This is a genomic window from Pseudomonas sp. HMSC057H01, assembly GCF_001836405.1.
Taxonomy (GTDB): Bacteria; Pseudomonadota; Gammaproteobacteria; order Pseudomonadales; family Pseudomonadaceae; genus Pseudomonas; species Pseudomonas aeruginosa.
The window spans coordinates 36,607-60,101 of the sequence record NZ_KV828387.1; the positions used below are offsets into that span (position 1 = coordinate 36,607).

Below are 23,495 nucleotides of genomic sequence, written 5' to 3' on the forward strand. Positions count from 1 at the left end.
AAAAGCCGGCGCATGCGCTGGCTTTTTCGTGTCTGACGGGGCTCAGATGCTCAGTTGCCAGTCGTAGTCGACGATCAGCGGCGCATGCTGGGAGAAGCGCGGCTGGCGCGGCAGCTTGGCGTTGCGCACGAAGCGGCGCAGGCCGGGGGTCAGCACCTGGTAGTCGAAGCGCCAGCCGAGGTTGAGCATCTCGGCCTGTTCGCTGTCCGGCCACCAGCTGAACTGGTCGCCTTCGCGGCTGACTTCGCGCAGGGCGTCGGCATAGCCGAGGTTGCCGAACACTTCGTCCAGCCAGGCCCGTTCGGGCGCGAGGAAGCCCGGCATCTGCTGGCATTCGCGCCAGTTCTTCACGTCCATCTTCTGATGGGCGACGTATAGCGAGCCGCAATAGATGTATTCGCGGCGCTTGCGACGCTGCTTGCTCAAGTAATGGGTGAAGTCGTCCATGAACTTGAATTTCTGGTTCAAGCTCTCGTCTCCGCTCTGCCCGGAAGGCAGCAGCAGGGTGGCGATACTCACCTTGTCGAAGTCGGCTTGCAGGTAGCGCCCGTAACGATCGGCCGTTTCGAAACCTAAGCCGCTGATCACAGCTTTGGGCTGCAAACGGCTGTAGAGTGCGACACCGCCCTGTTCGGGTAGCTCGGCATCGCAGGCATAAAGGAAGTAGCCGTCCAGTTGGAAGGACGGGTCATCCAGATCGAAGGCGGAGGCTCGGGTGTCCTGCAAGCAGATCACGTCGGCATTCTGTGCTTGCAGCCAACTGAGCAAACCGCGCTCGGCCGCAGCCTGAATACCATTCACGTTCACACTGATGATCCGCATAAATGGCCCCCAAAATCACGTGCGTGTATGATACCCGAGCTCAAACGGTTTAGCTAAATTCATGCGGCTTGGTGTCATTCATGCAGGCGTATCAGCGCGATTTCATTCGTTTCGCCATCGAGCGCGGGGTTCTGCGCTTCGGTGAGTTCACCCTCAAGTCCGGGCGCACCAGCCCCTATTTCTTCAATGCCGGCCTGTTCGACAGCGGCCTGGCGCTGGCCCGCCTGGGACGCTTCTACGCCGAGGCGGTGATCGACAGCGGAATCGACTTCGACGTCCTGTTCGGCCCGGCCTACAAGGGCATTCCCCTGGCCGCCACCACCGCGGTGGCCCTCGCCGAGCAGCACCAGCGCGACCTGCCCTGGTGCTTCAACCGCAAGGAAGCCAAGGACCACGGCGAAGGCGGCACGCTGGTCGGCGCGCCGCTGAGCGGCCGGGTGCTGATCATCGACGACGTGATCACCGCCGGCACCGCGATCCGCGAAGTGATGCAGATCATCGACGCCCAGGGCGCCAGGGCCGCGGGCGTGCTGATCGCGCTGAACCGCCAGGAGCGCGGCAAGGGCGAGCTGTCGGCGATCCAGGAGGTCGAGCGCGACTTCGGCATGCCGGTGGTGAGCATCGTTTCCCTGGAGCAGGTGCTGGAATATCTTGCCGAAGATGCTGAACTGAAGAAGCATCTGCCGGCGGTAGAGGCCTATCGCGCCCAATACGGTATCTGAACCTTTCACAAGGGACTGGCATGGTCGGACAGGATGTAATGCGTTGCCTGATGGCCCTGGGGCTGGTGCTCCAGGGGCTTTCCTTCGGCGCCCAGGCGGCGCCGGGCGGAGCGGTGGAGCTTTACCGCTACGTCAACGACAAGGGCGTGGTGGTGCTCGACCGCCAGGGTGTGCCGCCGCAGTACATCGGCAAGGGCTACCAGGTCCTCAACGACCAGGGCCGGGTGATCCGCACCGTACCGCCGGCGCCGACCGCCGAGGAGCTGCGGCAGCGCAAGGCGGCCCAGGCCCAGGCCAGTTCCGATGCGCAGTTGCTGCGCCTGTATTCCAGCCTCGAGGACGTCGACCGCGCTCGCGAACGGCGCCTGGCGGAACTGGACGGGCTGAGCAGCGTGGCGCGCGGCAACCTGCAGTCGCTCAAGCTGCAACAGGCCAACCTGCAAGGCCAGGCGGCCAACCAGGAGCGTGCCGGACGTCCGGTGGCGCAGGCGCTGGTGGACCAGCTGGACGATCTCAAGCAGGAGGAAAAGCGCCTGCAGGGTGAGATCGGGCGCTTCCAGAAGGCCCGCGAAGAGGCGGAAAGAACCTATGCCGCCGACCGCGCGCGGCTCTCCCAGCTACTCGGCGTGAGTCCCTGACTCCACTGGCGACTGTCGCTCGAACGCCCTGATCTTCTCGCGCAGCCAGTCCGGTACGGGCTGGCTCTGTCGCTCGTTCGCATCCGCATAGACGTAGACCAGCTCGCCGACGGTGAGCAGCTGCTCGTCGCGCCAGATGCCCAGCTCGAAAACCAGGCTGCTGCGCCCCAGCCGCGCCACGCGGGTGCCGATGTCCAGCCAGTCGTCGAAATGCGCCGGGGCGCGGTATTCCAGGGTGCTCTTCACCGCGAACAGGTCGCCTCCGCCGCGCAGCAGGTCGGCCGGGTAGGACATGCCGAGCTGGCGGTAGTACTCGGTGGTGGCGACGTCTAGATAGGTCAGGTAGTTGCCGTTGAAGACGATGCCCTGCGGATCGACCTCCGCCCAGCGAACCCGCAGGGAATGGAAGAAGGTGTAGTTCTGGCGCTGTGCTGCGCTGCTCATGCCGGCTCCTCGACGCTGCTGCAGACATCGACTCTAGACCGCCATCGCGCGGTGCGAAAGGGCTGGCCGCAGAACCCCCCGTCGCTGGCCCGCATTGCCCTCATCCTCGGGGCGTCGCGGCCTTAGTGTTGTTCGACGAGAACGCACGCCGTGCGCAACGAGAGAGGAACACCATGTCGTCCACGCTCCGCCCCGGACCGGACAACTCGCGCCTTTGCCGCCCGGGGTTGCTGCTTGCCCTGGGCCTGATGCTGGTGGCCTGCGGAGAATCCACGGAGCCACCGGCACGGGCCGCCGATTCCCAGCGTGTCCCTGCGGACCCTGCGTTGGCGCAGGTGTATTCCGCCAGTTGCAAGCTCTGTCACGCCAATCCCGCCTCCGGCGCGCCGCTGACCGGCGATGCCGCTGCCTGGGCGCCACGCCTGGCGCAGGGCATCGACACCCTGCTGGACCACAGCATCAACGGCTACAAGGGCATGCCGCCCATGGGCATGTGCATGCAGTGCTCGGAAGAGCAGTTCCGGGCTTTGATCGATTTCATGTCCGCAGCGCAGGACCGATAGGGGATACCGGCATGCCAAGTCATCTGTCGCGACGCCAGCTCCTGCAACGGGCGGGAGCGCTCGGTGCGTTCGCCGCCATGGTGGGAAACCCCGCGCTGGCGGAGTTGCTCCGCGCACCGCGCCTGATTCCCTGGCGCAACTGGTCCGGCGCGCAAAGCTGCCTGCCCCTGGCGCGGGAGGCACCGAAAGACCTCGACGAACTGGTCCGGGTCATCCGCCAGGCGTCCGGCAGGATCCGCCCGGTGGGCTCCGGCCATTCGTTCAGCGCGTTGGTCCCGACCGACGGCACCCTGCTCTCACTCGCCTACTTCAGCGGCTTGCTCAGCCACGACAGCGCGACCCTCCAGGCCGAGTTCGGCGGCGGTACGCCGATGTCGCAGATGGGCGCTCCGCTCAAGGAGATCGGCCAGGCGCTGGTGAACATGGCCGACATCGATTACCAGACCCTGGCTGGCGCCATCGCTACTTCCACCCATGGCACCGGGGTCGGCTTCGGTTCCTATTCCGCCCAGGTTCGCGGTCTGCAACTGGTCACCGCGAGCGGCGAGGTGCTCGAGTGCGACGCCAAGCGCAACGTGGAGGTGTTCGATGCCGCGCGGGTCTCGCTGGGGGCGCTGGGCGTCGTGACCCGGGTGCGCCTGCAGAACCGCGCGGCCTACCGCCTGCGTGAACGGCAGTGGATCGCCCGGACCGAGGAATTGCTGGAGGACGTGGAGAAGAACACGCGCGAGAACCAGCACTGGGAGATGCTGGTGGTGACCCACTCCGACTACGCCCTGTCGATCGCCCTCAACGAGACCGACGAGCCGAAGACCCCGCCCCTGGACCCGGCGAAGGAAGGCGGCAACGAGTTCGTCGGCCTGATCGAAGGTCTCGACAAGTACCTCAGCGACTTCCCGGAGACCCGCCGCACCCTGCTCAACAGCCTGCGCCATTTCGCCCGCTTCGACGAGCGGGTCGACGATTCCTATGCGGTCTACGCCAACGTGCGCAACGTGCGCTTCAACGAGATGGAGTATTCGGTCCCCGCCGAGCATGGCCCCGCCTGCCTGCGGGAAATCCTCGCGCTGATCCGCGACAAGGACCTGCGCACCTGGTTTCCCATCGAGTACCGCTACGTGAAGGCCGACGACATTCCCCTGAGCATGTTCGAGGGCCGCGACAGTTGTTCCATTTCCGTGCATCAGCACTACAGCATGGACCACCACAACTTCTTCGCCGCGGTGGAACCGATCTTCTGGAAATACGCCGGGCGTCCGCACTGGGGCAAGCTGCATGGCCTCAACGCGCACCAGTTGCAGGGGCTCTATCCGCGCTGGAAGGCGTTCGCCGAGGTGCGCCAGGCGCTGGATCCCCGCGGGCGGTTCCTCAATGCGCACCTCTCTTCCATCCTGGGCGTGACCTGAAAGGAGCGACGCCGTGAATCGACGCAAGTTCATGTTCGCCGGCCTCGGGGCCGGCGCGCTGCTGGCGGGAACTGCCGCCTGGATGCGTCCCGCCGACCGTGGCGGGCCGTACGACGACTATTTCCGCGCGCTGAACCGCGAACTCAAGGCCAATGGCCCGATGTGCCCGGTGCTGCTCATCGACCTCGATCGCCTGGACCACAACATCGATGTGGTGATGCGTTCGGTCCGCCGCGGCGGCAAGCATCTGCGGCTGGTGGAGAAGTCGCTGCCCTCGCCCGGCCTGCTGGCGTACATCGCCAGGCGCGCCGGCACCCGGCGGCTGATGTCCTTCCACCAACCGTTCCTCAACCACGACGCGGTCGCTTTTGCGGATGCCGACATCCTCCTTGGCAAGCCGTTGCCGGTGCGTTCGGCGGAACTGTTCTACCGCGAGCACAAGGGTGCGTTCGACCCGGCGCGGCAGCTGCAATGGCTGATCGATACGCCGCAGCGCTTGCGTCAGTACCTGGCGCTGGCCCAAGGGCTGGGGACCCGGATGCGCGTCAACATCGAACTGGACGTCGGCCTGCATCGCGGCGGGGTGGCCGACCAGGCCGCGCTGGGTGAATTGCTGGCGCTGATCGCGGCGCATCCGCAGCACCTGGAGTTCGCCGGCTTCATGGGCTACGACCCCTTCGTCGGAATGGGCGTGCCGGGCATCCTCGGTTCGCCCGAGGAGCTGTTCGCCAAGGTCATGGCGCTCTACCAGGGACATGTCGACTTCGCCCGCCAGCGCTTCGCCGCGCTGTGGACGCCACAACTGACCCTGAATACCGCCGGCAGCCCCAGCTATCGCATGCACGAGAAGGAAACGCTGAGCAGCGAGGTCTCGGTGGGCACCGCCATGCTCAAGCCGAGCCACTACGACCTGGCGTCCCTGGCCGAGCATGTGCCGGCCGTCTACATCGCCACGCCGGTACTCAAGAGCACCGGCGCGGTGCAGATCCCGGCGCTGGACGGCAAGTCGCGGCTGTTTTCCTGGTGGGACCCCAACCAGCGCGGCACCTTCTTCATCTACGGCGGCAACTGGATGGCCGACTTCGCCTCGCCCGAGGGACTGCGCAGCAACGGCATCTACGGGCGCAGCTCGAACCAGGAAATGGTCAACGGCTCGCCTTCGGTGGGCCTGGAGGTGGACGACCAGGTCTTCCTGCGGCCGACCCAGAGCGAGGCGGTGCTGCTGCAATTCGGCGACCTGCTGGCGCTGCGCGGCGGGCGGATCGTCGAGCGCTGGCCGGTTTACGCCTAGGACGCCTGGCGCTTTTCCTCGTCGATGGCGGCAGCCCGCGGATACCGGGCTGCCGCTTCGTTCCGATGCCTCAGAGTTCGAACGGAATGGTCAGCTTGGCCCAGAGCATGTCGCCCTCGGGGCGGTTCTCCACGTCGAATTCCTTGGCCCAGCGGATCTCCGCGCTGGCGTACTTGAGGAAGGTCAGGTGCACGGCCGGGCCGATGGCGAAGACCTGGCCGCGTACGCCATCGTCGACTTCCTCGCCGAAACCGAACACCCGTACGGTCTCGCCGTTCTGTTTGTCGTCGGTGGTCTGCTTGAGGTAGTAGCCGTTCAGGCCGAGGCGCAGGTTGTCGGTCACCCGGTAGCTGGCGGAATAGTCGAAATGGAAGATCTGCCCCGAGCGATAGTCGGTGTCGTGGTTTTCCATGTTGAAGCTGTAGGTGGCCTTCAGCGACAGCTCGGTGCGTTCGGTGGGCAGCCAGGTGAAGGAGAACAGCGGCTTGTAGGTGTAGAAGTTGTTGCTGGTGTTGGCCAGCCGCTCGGCATCGTACTTGCCGGTGGGCACGGTGACCTCCATGGCGGCGGCCAGGGTCAGGTCCTTGCCCATGTCCCAGAGGATGATCGGCGCGAAGGTGGTGTCACCCATGCTTTCCCGTTCGTCGCTCAGGCCGAACGCGGCCACCCGTTGGCGGATATAGGGCTGGGCGATGTAGCCGCCCAGGCGCCCGCCGAAGATCCGCAGCGGGCTCAGGTAGTCCAGGCGAGGGATGATCGCATCCGAGCTGATCTTCACGTCGGACACCTTGCCGCCGAAGGAGCTGATGTTCAGCTTCCTGGCTTCGTAGTGGTTGTAGTAGACGTTGAAGGCGAACATGTGGTCCGGGAGGTTGTCGACGTCCAGTGGCAGGGTGAAGAAACCGTCGGTTCCTGGACCTATGTTGTCCACGCCGCCTTCGCTGGCATGGGTGCAGCAGCTGAAGGCGAGGGTGACGCAGGCGGCCAGGCGCAGGGGCCTGCGGGGGTGGGTCGGATTCATGGGCGGGCTCTTATTATTGTTTGGCGTGGCTCGGGGTACGGCATAGGAATAAGCCCTATCGACAGGCCGAGGCAGGGCATTGACGGTCAGCGAGGGGGGGATTTGCGGACACCGTGCAATGCTTTGTTACATCTGTGCGGAACGCTATATGATGGGACGCTCATCCCATGTCGCGATCCACCGCCAGAACAAGAACGAAGCCGAGACCGGCTCAGGATTTCGCCCATGCACAACAATGCCGCCGATGCGCGCTACGAACTCGCCCAGGTATCCACCTTCCTGCTGCAGACGCTGGCCGAGGTGGTCGAAGGCCATGGCGTCGATCCCGCGCGGCTGTGCCGGGGCCTGGGCTTCACCGTCGAAGACCTGCAGGACCCTACCCAGCGCATCTCCTACCGCCAGGCCGTGAGCATGATCCAGCGTGCCCTCCAGGCCCTGCCGGAGCGGGGGCTGGGGCTGTGGGTCGGACACCAGAACGTGCTCGGCACCCTTGGCCTGCTGGGCCATGTGCTGTCGCTGTGCCGGACCCTGCGCGACGCGTTCGACATCGGCGTGCGCTACCAGCACAGCTCGGGCGGGATCGTCACCTCCAGCGTCTACCAGCAGGGCGAAACCTTCTTCGTCGAGGTCGAATGCCACCTGCCCAGCAGTGAGGTGCAGGTGTTTGCCATCGAGGAGTTCTTCGCCAGCCTGCTGGTGTATGGGCGTGCCCTGGTCAGCCCGGCGTTCGAACCGCTGGGCATCGAACTCATCCATGCCGCTCCGCCCTACGCGGGCGAGTACCTGCGCCTGCTGGGGCCCCAGGTACGCTTCGGCTGCCTGCACAACCGCATGGCGATCGCCAGCCACTGGCTGGACATGCGCCTGCCCAACCACAACCTGCCGGCGTTGCGCCAGGCGCTGGCCCTGCTGGAGCAGGAAAGCACCCAGGTGCACCGGAAACTCGACCTGGTCCAGGCGGTGGAACGGGCCATCGCCCGCGACCTCAGCCTGGGCAGCCAGATCGAAAGGATTTCCGCCGAACTGAACATGAGCAGCCGCACCCTGCGGCGCCGGCTGGCCGAACACGGGCTGACCTTCGAGGCGTTGCTGGAGCAGGTGCGGCGAGGGCGGGCGATGAGCCTGCTGGGCAACCCCGGGATGTCCATCGAACGTATCACCGAGGAAGTGGGATATCGTGATATCCGCAGTTTCAGGCGCGCGTTCAAGCGTTGGACGGGAGTGAGCCCGGCGACCTTCCGTAGCGAGGGCACGAGCCCGTTGGACCAGGTCTTCACGCTGGCCGCGCGACGCTAAGGGAGAACCGCCATGGCGCGCCGGAGCGCGCCGTGGCGGGCGATCAGTGACGCTTGCGGTTGCTGATCAGGGTGCCGACGCCGCTGTCGGTGAAGATTTCCAGCAGCACGGCATTCGGCACCCGGCCATCGATGATGTGCGCGCTGGTCACGCCGCCCTGCACCGCTTCCAGGGCGCAGCGGATCTTCGGCAGCATGCCGCCGTAGATGGTGCCGTCGGCGATCAGCTCGTTGACCTGTTCGGTGGACAGCCCGGTCAGCACCTGGCCCTGCTTGTCCATCAGGCCGGCGATGTTGGTCAGCAGCATCAATTTCTCGGCCTTCAGCGCTTCCGCCACCTTGCCGGCCACCAGGTCGGCGTTGATGTTGTAGGACTCGCCGTTGCTGCCCACGCCGATCGGCGCGATCACCGGAATGAAGTCGCCCTTGACCAGCATGTTCAGCAGCCCGACGTTGACCCCGGTGACTTCGCCCACATGGCCGATGTCGATGATCTCCGGCTTGGTCATCTCCGGGGTCTGGCGGGTCACGGTGAGCTTCTTCGCACGGATCAGCTCGGCGTCCTTGCCGGTCAGGCCGATGGCGCTGCCGCCGTGGCGGTTGATCAGGTTGACGATGTCCTTGTTCACCTGGCCGCCGAGGACCATCTCCACCACGTCCATGGTCGCCGCATCGGTGACGCGCATGCCGTCGATGAAGTGGCTCTCGATCGACAGGCGCTTGAGCAGGTCGCCGATCTGCGGGCCGCCGCCATGCACCACCACCGGGTTGATGCCGACCGCTTTCATCAGCACCACGTCGCGGGCGAAGCCGGCCTTCAGCTCCTCGCTCTCCATGGCGTTGCCGCCGTACTTGATCACCAGCGTCTTGCCGACGAAGCGGCGGATGTAGGGCAGGGCCTCGGAAAGGACCTTGGCAACCTGGGCGGCGTCATCGCGACTCAGGGTCATGGGGAGCTCCGACATGTCAGAAGGGCACGGGCAGCGAGGAATCCACTGCCTTCAGTTGGTTACGGAAGACGGTCTTGATGCGCTCCAGCTCTTCCTCGGTGTCCGCTTCGAAGCGCAGGACCAGCACGGGAGTGGTGTTGGAGGCGCGTACCAGGCCCCAGCCTTTGGGGTAGTCGACCCGCACGCCGTCGAGGGTGGTGATGTTGCCTTCGCCCCATTGGGCGTCGCGTTGCAGCGCCTCGATGATGGCGAACTTGCTGTCCTCGGTGACGGTGATGTTGATTTCCGGGGTGGAAATGTCGCTCGGGAAGGCCGAGAACACGTGCTCGCTGTCGCGCTGGTCCTGGCTGAGGATTTCCAGCAGGCGGGCGGCGCTGTAGATGCCATCGTCGAAGCCGAACCAGCGCTCCTTGAAGAACACGTGGCCGCTCATCTCGCCGGCCAGCAGGGCGCCGGTTTCCTTCATCTTCTTCTTGATCAGCGAGTGGCCGGTCTTCCACATCACCGGACGGCCGCCGTAGCCGCTGATCAGGGCGATCAGACGGCGGGTGCACTTGACGTCGAAGATGATGTCGGCCCCCGGGTTGCGCGAGACCACGTCCTTGGCGAACAGCATCAGCAGGCGGTCCGGATAGATGATGGTACCGGTATTGGTGACCACGCCGACGCGGTCGCCGTCGCCGTCGAAGGCCAGGCCCAGGTCGGCGTTCTCGGCCTTGACCTTGGCGATCAGGTCCTTCAGGTTCTCCGGCTTGCCCGGGTCCGGATGGTGGTTCGGGAAGTTGCCGTCGACCTCGCAGTACAGCGGGATCACGCTGCAGCCCAGGGCCTCGATCAGCTGCGGGGCGATCACCCCGGCCACGCCGTTGCCGCAGTCGACCACCACCTTCATCGGCTTGGCCATGGCGATGTCGTCGCGGATCTGCTTGAAGTAGCGCGGCAGGATGTCGACCTGCTCTACGCTGCCGACGCCGGATGCCAGGTCGTTTTTCTCGATGCGCTCGCGCAGGGCCTGGATCTGCTCGTTGGCCAGGGTCTCGCCGGCGACCACGATCTTGAAGCCGTTGTAGTCCGGCGGGTTGTGGCTGCCGGTCAGCATCACCCCGGACTTGCCCTCAAGCACGTTGGCCGCGTAGTACAGCACCGGGGTAGGCACCATGCCCACGTCGCTGACCTGGCAACCGCAGTCCACCAGGCCCTGGATCAGCTGCTTGACCAGTTCGGGACCGGACAGGCGGCCATCGCGGCCGACAGCGACGCACGGTTCGCCGCGGGCGAGGCTTTCCGAGCCGATGGCGCGACCGATCCAGTAGGCGGTCTCGGCGGTGAGGGTATCGCCTACCACGCCGCGGATGTCGTAGGCGCGGAAGATGCTGGCGGGCAGCGTCGGTGCTTTTGCAGTGCTCATGATGGGGGTTTGCTCCAATCCCAGGAGGTCCTGGTCTTCATCGAGAATGTCGATATCCAGAATGTCGGTGTTCTGGAACAACGGATCTGCCAATGCCGGCTCCTCGCGAGGAGGCGCTTTCGCCACCGCCACCGCCACCGGCGCTGCCTTGGCAGGGCTGGGCGCGCTGGTCGGCTCCGGCTTGCGCCGCGGCTGGCGGGCCAATGCCTGGATCAGCGGGGCGAAGCCCGGCAGGCTAGGCACAGGGGGTTTGGCAGTGCGTTGCCCGCCGAGTTCCTGAAGATACTGACCGAGGGTCAGGACATCCTGGTGCAGGCGGCGCAACAGCGACGAACGGGTGAGGTAGGCGCCGAGGATGCCGCCGAGCAGGGCCAGCAGCGCCGCGAGTGCCAGCAGCAGCGGCGAGGCCTGGGTCGAGGCGACGCTGCCGGGCGTGTAGTTCAGTTTCCAGTTCGGATTGCCGCTGTCCAGCGCTTGCGCACCCTTGCCCGGCGCCGGCATACCGCGTTGCAGCAGCACCTGGGCCGGTGCGCCGGAGAACTGCTGGACCAGTTGCACCTGGCCGGCATCGCCCGGCAAGGGCGGCAGGGCGCGCAGCAGCCGTTGCAGGTCGACCGCCAGCAGCAGCGTGCCTTGCAGGCTCTGGTCGGCGCCGCGCACCGGCGCGGCGCTGTACAGCAGCCAGCGCTGGCCGACCTTGTAGGCTTCGGCGGCGACGTTCTGGCCACTTTCCACCCGGTGCAGGATATCCAGGGCGGCGAAGCTGACCGGGCCGGGGCTGTCGTTGTCCTGGGTGGCCTGACCGGGCGCGTTCAGGTGGGCATCGACCACGCCGTCCCAGGCCAGCAGGCTGCGCTGGGCGGCCTCGATGCGGGCGGCGTCGCCGCTTTGCAGGGCTTCGAGGGCGAGGGGGCTGGCCGCGGCGGCGCGGGTGTCGGCGGCGAGTTGCTGCAAGGCTTGGCGCAAGGCGCCGGCCTGGCCTTCGGCCCAGGCCGCGTCCAACTGGCGCTGCTGTGCCTCACCGGCGCCGCCGAAGACGCCGAACCAGAGCAGGGCGCCGGCGGCCGCCACGCCCAGCAGGCTGGCGCCTATGCCGGGCAGCAGGTCCTTGCCGTCAGCGCGTTCGGACGCTGCCTTGCGCGGCTTCTTTTCCGGTTCGAGCAGGTCGCCCAACTCGTTCCCATCCTTGGCGGTGCGCTGGAAAAGCTTCATGCCGCGTCTCCTCGGCGTCTCGTCCTGTGTTCGGGGTCAGTGGCTGCCGGAATGGCCGAAGCCGCCGGCGCCGCGCTGGCTTTCGTCGAACTGCTCGACCAGCTCGAAATGCGCCTGCACCACCGGCACCAGTACCAACTGCGCGATGCGCTCGCCGACGGCGATGGTGAACGGCGACTCGCCGCGGTTCCAGCAGGACACCATCAGCTCGCCCTGGTAGTCCGAGTCGATCAGGCCGACCAGGTTGCCCAGCACGATGCCGTGCTTGTGGCCCAGGCCGGAGCGCGGCAGAACCAGGGCGGCGAGGCCGGGATCGGCGATGTAGATGGACAGGCCGGTGGGAATCAGCAGGGTCTGGCCCGGGCCGAGGACGGTGTCTTCCTTGAGCATGGCGCGCAGGTCGAGGCCGGCCGAGCCCGGCGTGGCGTACTGCGGGAGCGGGAAGTCGGAGCCCAGGCGGGGGTCGAGGATCTTGGCTTGGAGAGAGTGCATCAGTAACTCATTGCTGGTTGAGGCGGTCGGCGATGAAGGCGATCAGCTGGCGAGCGATCTTGCCCTTGCTGGTCTGGGCGAAGGTGCTCGGATGCAGGTCGCGGTCGATCACCGTGATCGCGTTCTCGTCGCTGTTGAAGCCGATCGAGGGGTTGGCCACGTCGTTGGCGACGATCAGGTCGAGGTTCTTGTCCTTCAGCTTGCGTGCAGCATAGTCCAGCAGGTTTTCGGTTTCTGCGGCGAAGCCCACGCTGAAGGGACGATCCTCGCGCTGTGCGAGGGTGGCGAGAATGTCGGGATTGCGCACCAGCTGCAAGAGCAAGCCCTCGCCGCTGGTAGGGTCTTTCTTCAGTTTGTGCGCGGCGACCACTTCCGGGCGGTAGTCGGCGACCGCCGCGGAGGCGATCAGCAGGTCGCAGGGCATTGCCGCCTCGCAGGCGGCCAGCATGTCGCGGGCGCTGACCACGTCGACGCGCTGCACCCGGTCGGGCGTCGGCAGGTGCACCGGGCCGGTGACCAGGGTCACCCGTGCGCCGGCTTCCACCGCCGCCTCGGCGAGGGCGAAGCCCATCTTTCCGGAACTGTGGTTGGTGATGTAGCGCACCGGATCGATGTTTTCCTGGGTCGGGCCGGCGGTGATCAGCACATGCACGCCGGTCAGCGCCTGGCGCTGGAAGCAGTCGGCGGCGCGCTGCGCCAGTTCCTCGGCTTCGAGCATGCGCCCGAGGCCGACGTCGCCGCAGGCCTGGCTGCCCGCTGCCGGACCGAACAGGTGGAAGCCGCGCTGGCGCAGCAGCTCGGCGTTGGCCTGGGTCGCGGTGTCGCGCCACATGGCCTGGTTCATCGCCGGTGCCAGGGCGATTTGCGCGTCGGTGGCCAGCACCAGGGTGGTCAGCAGGTCGTTGGCCACGCCCTGGACCAGGCGCGCCATGAGGTCGGCGGTGGCCGGTGCGATCAGCACCAGATCGGCCCAGCGGGCTAGTTCGATGTGGCCCATCGCGGCTTCCGCCGCCGGGTCCAGCAGATCGGTGTGCACCGGATGGCCGGACAACGCCTGGAGGGTCAGGGGCGTGATGAACTCGCGGCCGCCCTGGGTCATCACCACTCGGACTTCAGCGCCCTGGTCGCGCAGGCGGCGGACCAGTTCGGCGCTCTTGTAGGCGGCAATGCCGCCGCCCACGCCGAGGACGATGCGTTTCCGATAGAGCCGCTGCATAGGCTTGCCTTAATAAGGAAATGGATGACATGCGCTTCGGCAAACGCGCCTCCCCAGGTCGTCTGCCGCGCAAAAAGGATGGGCTAAGATAGCACAGCGTCCGCACGGGAACAGCGGGCGGGCTCGATGGGGAAAGCGAATGAGCATCCGCGATTGGCCCGAAGCCGAACGGCCTCGGGAGAAGCTTCTGGAGCAGGGCGCGGCGGCCCTTTCCGATGCCGAGCTGTTGGCGATCTTCCTGCGCACGGGAGTGACCGGTTGCAGTGCGGTCGAGCTGTCGCGGCGGCTGTTGAGCGAGTTCGGCGGGCTGCGTGCCCTGCTCGAGGCGGACCTCGCCTCGTTCTGCGGCCATCTCGGGCTCGGCGTGGCCAAGTATGCGCAATTGCAGGCCGTGCTGGAGATGGGCCGGCGCCACCTGGCCGAGCGCCTGCGTCGCGATTCGATACTGGAGAGCCCGCAGGCGGTGCGCGACTATCTCAAGGCGCGCCTGCGCCACGAGCAGCACGAGGTGTTCGCCTGCCTGTTCCTCGACACGAGGCACCGGGTCCTGGCGTTCGAGGTGCTGTTCCAGGGCAGCATCGATGGCGCCAGCGTCTACCCGCGCCAGGTGGTCAAGCGCACCCTGGCGCACAACGCGGCGGCGCTGATCCTGACCCATAACCACCCTTCCGGCGACGCCCGTCCGAGTCTCGCCGACCGCCAGCTCACTGCGCGCCTCAAGGAAGCCCTGGCGCTCATCGACGTGCGGGTGCTCGACCACTTCATCATCGGCGACGGCGAGCCGCTGTCGCTGGCCGAATACGGTTGGCTGTGAGCGTTCGACGAAGGGCTCAGCCCAGGCGCCGCTCGATGCCCGCCAGCAGGCGCCGGCGGATCAGTCCGCTGACCGGGCGGATCGCCAACCAGTAGGGGGTGAAGCGCAGGCGGCTGGCGCGATCGGGGCAGAACACCCGGGTTTCCGTGTGCAGCAGGGTAGCGCCGGCGCGTCGATCAGCCGCTGATGGCGCTCGCTGAACTGCCAATGCGGCAGGTAGAGACGGTCGAGATCCATCGCTGGGTTCTCCCGGGCGTGGCCTTCAGCGTTTCACGGCGACCCGCGAGAAATCCTGGCGACCGAACGGATTGACCTGGTAGCCCTGCACCTCCTGGCGGGTCAGGGCGAAGGCGGTCGGGTGGGCCAGGGGCAGCCAGAGCGCCTGTTCGTGGATCAGTTTCTGCGCCTGGTGGTACAGGCCGGTGCGTTGTTCCTGGCTGCTGGCGGCCTTGCCGTCGGCAATCAGCTTGTCCAGGCCGGGGTCGCAATAGCGCGCGAAGTTGAGCCCCGACTTGACGCTGGCGCAGCTGAATTGCGGAGTGAGGAAGTTGTCCGGATCGCCGTTGTCGCCGGCCCAACCCATGAACAGCAGGTCGTGTTCGCCGTTCTTGGCGCGACGGATCAACTCGCCCCATTCGATGACGCGGATGTTGGCCTTGATCCCGGCCTCCGCCAGGTCGGCCTGGAGCAGTTGGGCGCCGAGGCTCGGGTTGGGGTTGAGCAGGCTGCCGGACGGGCGGGTCCAGATGTTCAGCTCGGGAAGCTGCTTGCCAGCCAGCAGCTTGCGCGCCTGTTCGGGGTCGTGCGGGTAGGCGGGAATATCCCTGGCATAGCTCCAGGTGTTTGGCGGATAGATGCCGGTGGCGGCACTGGCGCTGCCTTCGAATACCGCCTGCAGGTAGCTGGTGCGGTCGAAGGCCAGGTTGATCGCCTGGCGCACCTTGGGATCGTCCAGCGGCGGATGCTGGGTATTGAGGGCGACGAAGGCGGTCATGAAGGCCGGCGTCTGCTCGACCTTCAGGCTGGCGTCCTTGCGCGCGCTCTCCACGTCCAGCGGCTTCGGCGACAGGGCGATCTGGCATTCGCCGCGGCGCAACTTCTGCAGGCGCACGTTGGCGTCCGGGGTAATGGCGAAGATCAGCGCGTCGACCGCCGGCTTGCCGGCGAAGTACTCGGGGTTGGCGGCGTAGCGCACCACCGCGTCCTTCTGGAAGCGCTTGAACACGAACGGCCCGCTGCCGATCGGCGCGGTGTTGAGCTTTTCCGGGGTTCCGGCCTTCATCAACTGGTCGGCGTACTCCGCCGAATAGATGGAGGCGAAGCCCATGCTCAGCATCGGCAGGAAGGTCGCGTCGGGGTGGTCGAGAACGATCAGCACCTGGTGGTCGCCGCTTTTCTCCACCCGCTTGATCAGCTCCGGTAGTTGCATCGACTGGGCGTGCGGGAAGCCGTTCTGCGCCACCTTGTGCCAGGGATTGGCCGGATCGAGCATGCGCTGGAAGCTGAACACCACGTCGTCGGCGTCGAGCGTACGGCTCGGCTTGAAGTAGGCGGTGCTGTGGAAGTGCACGCCCTGGCGCAGGTCGAAGCGATAGCTCAGGCCGTCGTCGGACACCGACCAGCGCTCGGCCAGCGAGGGCACCACCGTCCCCTTGCCGGCGTCGAACTCGACCAGGCGATTCATCAGCACATCGGCCGAGGCGTTGGTGGTGGTCAGCGAGTTGTACTGGACCACGTCGAAGCCCTCGGGGCTGGCCTCGGTACACACACTCAAGGTGGCAGCGGCGGCGGGCTGGGCGAGCAGCAGGGGGGCGAGGAACAGGGAGAAAGCGGCGAGGCGCATGACGGGCTCCATTCGAACGGTTAACATGCCCATCCGCAGCGGTTGGGCGCAGTCATGCAAGGCCGTTGGCGACCTTGAATCGCTACCCTAGACCATGCGGCGGGCAGCGACAACGAGGCAAGGCGACGAACGGCCGCGGTGCGAAGCCCGCAGTGAGGCGGGCCGCGGCTGCGCCATGGGCCTTCGCCCTTGCGGCGCGGGGCGCCTTTCTGATATAAAGCTGCGCTCTTTTCTGGGGCCACGCTCTCCTTCGTCGGGATGCAGCGGGTAAGACCCCGGTGAAACTGAGTATCGAACTTGAGTTAAAGCAGCCAACCCATGCCGGGTTGGGCATGAGGTTATAGAGGGCTGAGGCATGTCTAGAGTCTGTCAAGTAACCGGTAAGGGTCCGGTTACCGGGAATAACATTTCCCACGCACACAACAAAACCCGCCGCCGTTTCCTGCCGAACCTGCAGCACCACCGTTTCTGGGTCGAGTCCGAGAAGCGCTTCGTACGTCTGCGCGTTTCCGCCAAGGGCATGCGTATCATCGACAAGCGTGGCATCGAGGCCGTCCTGGCTGACCTGCGTGCCCGCGGCGAAAAATTCTAAGGAGCTGAATCATGCGTGAATTGATTCGTCTGGTGTCCAGCGCCGGTACCGGCCACTTCTACACCACCGACAAGAACAAGCGTACCAAGCCTGAGAAGATCGAGATCAAGAAGTACGATCCGGTCGTTCGTCAGCACGTGATCTACAAGGAAGCCAAGATCAAGTAATTGATCCGGCACCTTGCGAAAAGCCCGCCATCCGGCGGGCTTTTTCATTTCCGGCGTACGAACTCCCGGGCTGGTGCACAAAAAAGCCCGCCAGGTGGCGGGCAAGGGTAACAAGCATTCGGGATGAAGCCGGGGCTCAGGCCTTGGCTTCGAAGATCACATAGACCTTGCGACAGGCTTCGAGCACTTCCCAGGTGCCCTGGAAGCCGGCGGGGATCACGAAGCGGTCGCCGGCGCGCACGGTCTTGGCGTTGCCGTGCCGGTCGCGCAGCACCGAGACGCCCTGGATGATCTCGCAGTACTCGTGTTCGGTGTAGTTCACCGTCCACTGGCCCACGGCGCCTTCCCAGATACCGGCGTTGAACTGCCCGCAGGGGCTGCCGTAGTGGTTGCGCACGCTCTGTTTCGGGTCGCCCTTGAGGATTTTCTCCGGCGCCGGGCTGTAGTGTTCCGGAGCGCTGTTGGCCTGGGCGAAGTCGACGATCTGTTCGATGTTCATGCTGACTCTCGGTTCTTGTGGTTCTGGCCAGTTGGAGGCAGGGCGGCGCCAGCCGCCCGCCTGGATCAGACGCTGGCGCGGATGGCCTGGGCCAGGCGCTCGACGATCTGGTCGATGTGGGGCTTGTCGATGATCAGCGGCGGCGACATGGCGATGATGTCGCCGGTCACCCGGACCATCAGGTCGTGCTCCCAGAAGCAGCGCTCGAAGACGTCGTAGCCGCGCTTGCCGGGGCCGTCCGCGTGCGGCGCCAGTTGCACGCCGCCGACCAGGCCGACGGCGCGGATGTCGACCACGTTGGGCAGGTCGCGCAGGCTGAACAGCGCGTCCTGCCAGTAGCCTTCCAGTTCGACGGCCCGCTGGAACAGGTCGTCGCGACGGTAGATGTCCAGGGTCGCCAGGGCGGCGGCGCAGGCTACCGGGTGGCCGGAATAGGTATAGCCGTGGAAGAACTCGATGGCGCCCTGCGGGCCTTGCATGAAGGCGGCGTGGATCTTCTCGTCGACGAATACGGCGCCCATCGGGATGCTGCCGTTGGTCAGCCCCTTGGCGCAGGTCAACAGGTCCGGGACGACGCCCCAGCGCTGCGCGGCGAAGGCTTCGCCGACGCGGCCGAAACCGGTGATCACTTCGTCGAAGATCAGCAGGATGCCATGCTTGCGGGTGATCTCGCGCAGCCGCTGAAGGTAGCCCTTGGGCGGCAGCACCACGCCGGCCGAGCCGGACATCGGCTCGACGATCACCGCGGCGATATTCTCGGCGCCGTGCAGGGTCACCAGGCGTTCCAGCTCCTCGGCCTTTTCCGCACCATGCTCGGGCAGGCCGACGGTGAAGGCGTTGCGGGCGACGTCCAGGGTGTGCGGCAGGTGGTCGACCCCCGGCAGCAGGTTGGCGGAGAAGGCCTTGCGGTTGTTGACCATGCCGCCTACCGACAGGCCGCCGAAGCCGACCCCGTGGTAGCCCAGTTCGCGGCCGATCAGGCGGGTGCGGGTGCCCTGGCCGATGGCGCGCTGGTAGGCAAGGGCGATCTTCAGCGCGGTGTCCGCCGATTCCGAGCCGGAGTTGGTGAAGAACACTTTGTTCAGGCCCGGCGGGGCGATTTCCGCCAGCCGCGCGGCGAGTTCGAACGGCAGCGGGTGACCCATCTGGAACGGCGGGGCGTAGTCGAGGGTGGCGATCTGCCGGGCCACCGCTTCGCTGATCTCGCGCCGGCCGTGGCCGGCATTGCAGCACCAGAGGCCGGCGGTGCCGTCGAGGATGCGGCGCCCGCCCTGGGCGATATAGTGGATGCCTTCGGCGCTTTCCAGCAGGCGCGGCCGCGCCTTGAACTGGCGGTTGGCGGTGAAGGGCATCCAGAAGTTGTCGAGGCTGCTCGACTGCGGCTCGTTATTCATTGTCATAGGGCCACCCAGGTTGCACGCGAGGGATGAAGACGCTAGTCCGGGCGAGTCTATGTTTAAAATAATGAACGTGACAAGGGAGTTAGAGGGGTTCCTGTCAAATATATTGAAAACAGGCGCTGCTCTGGTTTAGGGTGGCGGACACCACGGGCCGCGCGCCCGCCTTGCAGAATCTGACAGCGCGCCTGTCTCCCAGGCGCCCAGAACACCAATAAGAGGACACGTTGTCATGACCACCCTGACCCGCGCCGACTGGGAAGCCCGCGCCAAAGACCTGAAGATCGAAGGCCGCGCCTTCGTCAACGGCGAATACAGCAACGCCGCCTCCGGCGAGACCTTCGATTGCCTGAGCCCGGTGGATGGCCGCTTCCTGGCCAAGGTCGCCAGTTGCGACCTGGCCGATGCCGAGCAGGCGGTCAAGGTCGCTCGCAATGCCTTCGATTCCGGCGCCTGGTCGCGCCTGGCGCCGGCCAAGCGCAAGCAGGCGATGATCCGCTTCGCCGATCTGCTGCTGGAGAACGCCGAGGAGCTGGCCCTGCTGGAAACCCTGGACATGGGCAAGCCGATCAGCGACTCGCTGCACATCGATGTCGCCAGCGCCGCCAACAGCCTGCGCTGGAGCGCCGAGGCGATCGACAAGATCTATGACGAAGTCGCCGCCACTCCCCATGCCGAGCTGGGCCTGGTGACCCGCGAGCCGGTCGGCGTGGTCGCCGCCATCGTGCCGTGGAACTTCCCGCTGCTGATGTCCTGCTGGAAACTCGGTCCTGCCCTGGCCACCGGCAACTCGGTGATCCTCAAGCCCTCCGAGAAGTCGCCGCTGACCGCCATCCGCATCGCCCAGCTGGCCGTCGAGGCCGGCATTCCGAAAGGCGTGTTCAACGTGCTGCCGGGCTACGGCCACACGGTAGGCAAGGCGCTGGCACTGCACATGGATGTCGACACCCTGGTGTTCACCGGTTCGACCAAGATCGCCAAGCAACTGATGGTCTATGCCGGCGAGTCGAACATGAAACGCGTCTGGCTGGAGGCCGGCGGCAAGAGCCCGAACATCGTCTTCGCCGACGCCCCGGACCTGAAGGCCGCCGCCGAAGCCGCTGCCGGCGCCATCGCCTTCAACCAGGGCGAAGTCTGCACCGCCGGTTCGCGCCTGCTGGTGGAGCGCTCCATCAAGGACAAGTTCCTGCCCCTGGTGATCGAGGCCCTCAAGGGCTGGAAGCCGGGCAACCCGCTGGATCCGGAAACCAACGTCGGCGCGCTGGTGGACACCCAGCAGATGAACACCGTGCTGTCCTACATCGAGGCCGGTCACAACGACGGTGCCAAGCTGGTTGCCGGCGGCAAGCGGACCCTGGAAGAAACCGGCGGCACCTACGTCGAGCCGACCATCTTCGACGGCGTGACCAATGCGATGAAGATCGCCCGTGAGGAGATCTTCGGCCCGGTGCTCTCGGTGATCGAGTTCGAGGATGCCGAGGAGGCCGTGCGCATCGCCAACGACACGCCCTATGGGCTGGCGGCGGCGGTCTGGACCAGCAACCTGTCCAAGGCGCACCTGACTGCCAAGGCCCTGCGCGCCGGCAGCGTCTGGGTCAACCAGTACGACGGCGGCGACATGACCGCTCCGTTCGGCGGCTTCAAGCAGTCGGGCAACGGTCGCGACAAGTCGCTGCACGCCTTCGACAAGTACACCGAGCTGAAGGCGACCTGGATCAAGCTCTGATCGCCTAGGTCGGCCCTTCCGGGCCGGCTCTCTCGAGCCACACCCGCGGCCGGGTTTCCTTCTGGAAGCCCGGCCGCTGTGCTTCGTGCGCCGGATATATCCGCTCGCCCCGGCAAGGCTTCCGGGGTGCCAACGGGAGAATCGCAATGCGTTGGGGAAGCTATTTCGCCGTCTGTTCCGCAGTCATCAGCATCGGCCTCGCCCTTGGCCTGACCATGCCGCTGGTCTCGTTGCGCCTGGAGAGCTGGGGCTACGGCAGTTTCGCCATCGGCGTGATGGCCAGCACGCCGGCAGTGGGCGTGCTGCTCGGCGCGATGATCGCCGGGCGCCTCGCCGCGCGCGTCGGTACGCCGCGGCTGATGCAGTTGTGCCTGCTCACCGGGGCAGCCTCCATCGGCCTGCTGGCACTGCTGCAGAGCTACCCGGTATGGCTGTTGCTGCGCCTTCTGATCGGCGTGCAGCTCACCGTGGTGTTCATCCTCGGGGAAAGCTGGATCAACCAGTTGGCGGTGGAGAAGTGGCGTGGCCGGCTGGTCGCGCTGTACGGCACCGGCTACGCCCTCAGCCAACTGTCCGGGCCGGTACTGCTGACCTTCATCGGTACCGCCGACGACCGTGGCTTCTGGTTCGGCGTCTGCCTGCTGATTGCTGGCTCGTTGCTGCTGCTGGGCCGCGGCGGTGCGCCCAGGGTCGATCCGCACAGCGCCTCCGGGCGCGGTTTGTGGGCCTTCTGCCGGGGCCTGCCGGCGATCGCCTGGGCGGTGGTGTTGTTCGCTGCCTTCGAGGCGATGATCCTCACCCTGCTGCCGGTATACGGGTTGCGCCAGGGCTTTCCGCAAGCGGTGGCGCTGGCCATGGTCAGTACCGTGGTGGTGGGCGATGCATTGTTGCAGCTGCCGATCGGCTGGCTCGCCGACCGGGTCTCGCGCAGCGGCCTGTTCGGCGGCTGCGGCCTGGTGCTGCTGCTGAGCAGCCTGGCGATTCCCCTGCTGCTGCAGACGCCGTTGATCTGGCCGCTGCTGGTGCTGTTCGGGGCCAGCGCCGGCGGGTTGTTCACCCTGGCGCTGATCCTGATCGGCGAGCGCTACCGAGACGATGCCCTGGTCCGGGCCAATGCCCATGTCGCGCAGCTATGGGGCATCGGCTGCCTGCTCGGCCCGCTGGCCACCGGCGCCGCCAGCCAGTGGATCAGCGGTCACGCCCTGCCGTTGATGATGGCGCTCGGCGCGGCGGGCTTCGTGGTGCTGGTGCGGCTGCGCGGGGCGATTCCGGCGGACGAGGAGGCGACCGGCCTGGAAGCCTCCGAGTGACCCTCAGAGCATCTTTTCCAGTCCGATCATTCCCGCGACCCAGGCGTTCAGGCGTCGCCACAGGCTACCCGGCTCGTGGCGCAGGACCTGGGCCCGGCCGTCGCGTTCGTCGATCCAGACCAGCTTCGGCCGGCTGCCGCTGCGGTCGATGCGAACCTGGTAGCTGACGCTCGGGGCCATGCCCTCCAGCGCCAGTTGGCGGACCTGCTCGGCCAGCAGCGGACTGTCGACGATGACCCCGACTTCGGTGTTCCACAGGATCGAGCGCGGATCGAAGTTGAACGAACCGATGAATACCTTGCGCCTGTCGAAGACCATCGCCTTGCTGTGCAGGCTGGCGCTGCTCGATCCGTGCAGGCGCCAGGGCGCGCCGCTCAGCGGCTGGTCGGGATTGGCGCGCAGCTCGTAGAGCTTCACGCCATGTTCCAGCAGCGCCATCCGATAGGGTGCGTAGCCGGCATGCACGGCGGGCACGTCGGTGGCTTCCAGGGAGTTGGTCAGCAGGCGCACGCGGACGCCGCTGTCGGCCTTGCCGGTGAGGTAGTTGAGACCGTCCTTGGCCGGAACGAAATACGCCGAGACCAGGATCAGTTCCTTCTGCACGCCCTTGAACAGGCCCGCCAGGTGCGGACTGAGCAATAGGTGCGAGTCGGGCTCGCCGCGGCTCAATACTTTCAGCGGCGCATCCCAGATCGCCTCGGCGCGTGCCCAGGTGAGATTCTCCAGCCAGTTGCCCAGGCGTGGCTGGTCGCCGTGGTCGAACAGGTGGCGGATGTAGCCGGACTCCTTCACCGACTCCTTGCGCAGGTAGCGCTGCAACTTGCGTCGGGCCGACTCCAGTTCGCCGGGATAGGGCGCGCGCCAGAGGAAATCCTCGATCGGCCGGCTGATGGCGCTGTTCCAGTACTGGTCGAAGCTGTGCGAGAGCTGGTTGGCGATGGGGCCGACGCCGAGCAGGTCGAGGTCGGTGAAGTTCATCTCCGGCTTGGCGTTGAAATACTCGTCGCCGAGGTTGCGTCCGCCGACGATGGCCGCCGTGCCGTCGGCCAGCCACAGCTTGTTGTGCATGCGCCGGTGTTGCTGGGACAGGTTGAACAGGCGGCCGACGCCTCGCGTGATGCCGGTGGCGCGGCCCAGGTGCAACGGGTTGAACAGGCGCACCTGGATGTTCGGATGGGCGGAGAGCACACCGATCTCGTAGTCCCAGCCATCGCTGGCGGTGTCGTCGATGAGGATGCGTACCCGCACGCCACGGTCGGCTGCCTTGAGCAACTCGTAGGCGAGGGCGCGCGTGGTCAGTCCGTCGTGGACGATGTAGTACTGGATGTCGAGGCTGCGCTGGGCTGCGCGAATCAGCGCCGCGCGGGCGACGAAGGCATCCTCGCTGGCGCCCAGGAGGTGGAAGCCGGACTGGCCGGGGTGGTCGCGTCCCTGGATTTCGGCCTGCCTGGCCAGCCAGGTACCCTCGGCGGGCAGTGCCGACGACGGTTGCGGCGGAGGAGTGCTGGCGCAGCCGGAGAGGGCCAGGAGGGCCAGCAGGAGGAATCGGCGAAGCAAGGACATCTCCCGTGGAAACTCGAACGACCGGCTCATCCCGGTCGTGCGAATTCTAGGAGTTTTCCTCGGAAGAGCGATGCCCCGCCTGATTTTTTCAGAATCCGCCGAGC

General features: G+C 66.4%; 22 protein-coding genes. 11 read left to right on the plus strand and 11 right to left on the minus strand.

The genetic code is table 11. The annotated features are described in order from the left end of the window. Nucleotides 1–42 precede the first annotated feature (42 nt). Nucleotides 43–822 carry an exodeoxyribonuclease III gene (locus HMPREF2581_RS03290; RefSeq protein WP_003098313.1) on the minus strand — a complete coding sequence of 260 codons (780 nt, stop codon included), beginning with the start codon at nucleotides 820–822 and terminating at the stop codon, nucleotides 43–45. An 80-nt stretch (nucleotides 823–902) separates the two neighbouring features. Between HMPREF2581_RS03290 and pyrE the strand changes: the two genes are divergently transcribed. Together pyrE and HMPREF2581_RS03300 are read left to right on the plus strand one after the other, a co-directional pair. Next, nucleotides 903–1,544 carry an orotate phosphoribosyltransferase gene (pyrE, locus tag HMPREF2581_RS03295; protein ID WP_003096586.1) on the plus strand — a complete coding sequence of 214 codons (642 nt, stop codon included), beginning with the start codon at nucleotides 903–905 and terminating at the stop codon, nucleotides 1,542–1,544. 20 nt (nucleotides 1,545–1,564) lie between these two features. Next, complete coding sequence (locus HMPREF2581_RS03300; RefSeq protein WP_003136264.1) at nucleotides 1,565–2,182, plus strand: hypothetical protein; 618 nt, start codon at nucleotides 1,565–1,567, stop codon at nucleotides 2,180–2,182. Here the strand turns inward: HMPREF2581_RS03300 and HMPREF2581_RS03305 are convergent. Continuing rightward, nucleotides 2,162–2,626, minus strand: coding sequence for an acyl-CoA thioesterase (locus HMPREF2581_RS03305; RefSeq protein WP_003096582.1), 465 nt, complete (start codon nucleotides 2,624–2,626; stop codon nucleotides 2,162–2,164). The two genes, HMPREF2581_RS03300 and HMPREF2581_RS03305, sit on opposite strands and share 21 nt — an antisense overlap. Nucleotides 2,627–2,799: 173 nt before the next feature. Between HMPREF2581_RS03305 and HMPREF2581_RS03310 the strand changes: the two genes are divergently transcribed. The 3 genes from HMPREF2581_RS03310 (at nucleotide 2,800) to HMPREF2581_RS03320 (ending at nucleotide 5,886) form a co-directional block, all read left to right on the plus strand. Continuing rightward, nucleotides 2,800–3,189, plus strand: a complete 390-nt coding sequence (locus HMPREF2581_RS03310; protein WP_003142009.1) for a c-type cytochrome — start codon at nucleotides 2,800–2,802, stop codon at nucleotides 3,187–3,189. Between the two features lie 77 nt (nucleotides 3,190–3,266). Continuing rightward, entirely contained in the window at nucleotides 3,267–4,595 is a 1,329-nt protein-coding gene (locus HMPREF2581_RS03315) for a D-arabinono-1,4-lactone oxidase (protein WP_003142007.1), read from the plus strand. A gap of 82 nt (nucleotides 4,596–4,677) precedes the next feature. Beyond that, nucleotides 4,678–5,886, plus strand: coding sequence for a DSD1 family PLP-dependent enzyme (locus HMPREF2581_RS03320; RefSeq protein WP_003142005.1), 1,209 nt, complete (start codon nucleotides 4,678–4,680; stop codon nucleotides 5,884–5,886). A gap of 70 nt (nucleotides 5,887–5,956) precedes the next feature. On the opposite strand, the gene HMPREF2581_RS03325 is transcribed toward HMPREF2581_RS03320, so the two are convergent. Next, nucleotides 5,957–6,907, minus strand: a complete 951-nt coding sequence (locus HMPREF2581_RS03325) for a SphA family protein (RefSeq protein ID WP_003142004.1) — start codon at nucleotides 6,905–6,907, stop codon at nucleotides 5,957–5,959. 225 nt (nucleotides 6,908–7,132) lie between these two features. Here HMPREF2581_RS03325 and sphR point away from each other — a divergent pair, with 225 nt between their 5' ends. Continuing rightward, nucleotides 7,133–8,203, plus strand: a complete 1,071-nt coding sequence (gene sphR, locus HMPREF2581_RS03330) for an AraC family transcriptional regulator SphR (RefSeq protein WP_003098298.1) — start codon at nucleotides 7,133–7,135, stop codon at nucleotides 8,201–8,203. A 43-nt stretch (nucleotides 8,204–8,246) separates the two neighbouring features. Here the strand turns inward: sphR and argB are convergent, their stop codons facing one another. The 4 genes from argB to coaBC are packed head-to-tail and all read right to left on the minus strand — an operon-like array spanning nucleotide 8,247 to nucleotide 13,480. Then, a complete protein-coding gene (gene argB, locus HMPREF2581_RS03335; protein ID WP_003096572.1) occupies nucleotides 8,247–9,152 on the minus strand; it encodes an acetylglutamate kinase in 906 nt (301 codons plus the stop codon). Between the two features lie 16 nt (nucleotides 9,153–9,168). Then, on the minus strand, nucleotides 9,169–11,772 hold the full coding sequence (locus tag HMPREF2581_RS03340) for a phosphomannomutase/phosphoglucomutase (protein ID WP_016254361.1): 2,604 nt from the start codon (nucleotides 11,770–11,772) through the stop codon (nucleotides 9,169–9,171). A 36-nt stretch (nucleotides 11,773–11,808) separates the two neighbouring features. Further along, entirely contained in the window at nucleotides 11,809–12,264 is a 456-nt protein-coding gene (gene dut, locus HMPREF2581_RS03345; RefSeq protein ID WP_003096567.1) for a dUTP diphosphatase, read from the minus strand. Nucleotides 12,265–12,271: 7 nt separating this feature from the next. After that, on the minus strand, nucleotides 12,272–13,480 hold the full coding sequence (gene coaBC / locus HMPREF2581_RS03350; protein ID WP_003098292.1) for a bifunctional phosphopantothenoylcysteine decarboxylase/phosphopantothenate--cysteine ligase CoaBC: 1,209 nt from the start codon (nucleotides 13,478–13,480) through the stop codon (nucleotides 12,272–12,274). Between the two features lie 139 nt (nucleotides 13,481–13,619). Here coaBC and radC point away from each other — a divergent pair, with 139 nt between their 5' ends. Then, nucleotides 13,620–14,294, plus strand: coding sequence for a RadC family protein (gene radC, locus HMPREF2581_RS03355; RefSeq protein ID WP_003096559.1), 675 nt, complete (start codon nucleotides 13,620–13,622; stop codon nucleotides 14,292–14,294). Nucleotides 14,295–14,556: 262 nt separating this feature from the next. On the opposite strand, the gene HMPREF2581_RS03360 is transcribed toward radC, so the two are convergent. Next, entirely contained in the window at nucleotides 14,557–16,137 is a 1,581-nt protein-coding gene (locus HMPREF2581_RS03360) for an ABC transporter substrate-binding protein (protein WP_003096557.1), read from the minus strand. Nucleotides 16,138–16,492: 355 nt separating this feature from the next. Between HMPREF2581_RS03360 and rpmB the strand changes: the two genes are divergently transcribed. Then, nucleotides 16,493–16,729: a 50S ribosomal protein L28 gene (rpmB, locus tag HMPREF2581_RS03365; RefSeq protein ID WP_003096556.1), complete on the plus strand. Its 237-nt coding sequence runs from the start codon at nucleotides 16,493–16,495 to the stop codon at nucleotides 16,727–16,729. 11 nt (nucleotides 16,730–16,740) lie between these two features. Beyond that, complete coding sequence (rpmG, locus tag HMPREF2581_RS03370) at nucleotides 16,741–16,896, plus strand: 50S ribosomal protein L33 (RefSeq protein WP_003096555.1); 156 nt, start codon at nucleotides 16,741–16,743, stop codon at nucleotides 16,894–16,896. A 136-nt stretch (nucleotides 16,897–17,032) separates the two neighbouring features. Here rpmG and HMPREF2581_RS03375 read toward each other — a convergent pair whose 3' ends face one another. Together HMPREF2581_RS03375 and HMPREF2581_RS03380 are read right to left on the minus strand one after the other, a co-directional pair. Then, entirely contained in the window at nucleotides 17,033–17,395 is a 363-nt protein-coding gene (locus HMPREF2581_RS03375) for a cupin domain-containing protein (protein ID WP_003096551.1), read from the minus strand. 65 nt (nucleotides 17,396–17,460) lie between these two features. After that, nucleotides 17,461–18,795 (minus strand): omega-aminotransferase AptA, encoded by a 1,335-nt coding sequence (locus tag HMPREF2581_RS03380; RefSeq protein ID WP_003096546.1) that lies wholly within the window; start codon nucleotides 18,793–18,795, stop codon nucleotides 17,461–17,463. A 229-nt stretch (nucleotides 18,796–19,024) separates the two neighbouring features. On the opposite strand from HMPREF2581_RS03380, the gene HMPREF2581_RS03385 reads away from it, so the two are divergent. Further along, nucleotides 19,025–20,518 (plus strand): aldehyde dehydrogenase, encoded by a 1,494-nt coding sequence (locus HMPREF2581_RS03385; protein WP_003136252.1) that lies wholly within the window; start codon nucleotides 19,025–19,027, stop codon nucleotides 20,516–20,518. Nucleotides 20,519–20,664: 146 nt separating this feature from the next. Next, nucleotides 20,665–21,828, plus strand: coding sequence for an MFS transporter (locus HMPREF2581_RS03390; protein WP_003096541.1), 1,164 nt, complete (start codon nucleotides 20,665–20,667; stop codon nucleotides 21,826–21,828). A 3-nt stretch (nucleotides 21,829–21,831) separates the two neighbouring features. Here HMPREF2581_RS03390 and HMPREF2581_RS03395 read toward each other — a convergent pair whose 3' ends face one another. After that, entirely contained in the window at nucleotides 21,832–23,421 is a 1,590-nt protein-coding gene (locus tag HMPREF2581_RS03395) for a phospholipase D family protein (protein ID WP_003141999.1), read from the minus strand. Nucleotides 23,422–23,495 lie beyond the last annotated feature (74 nt).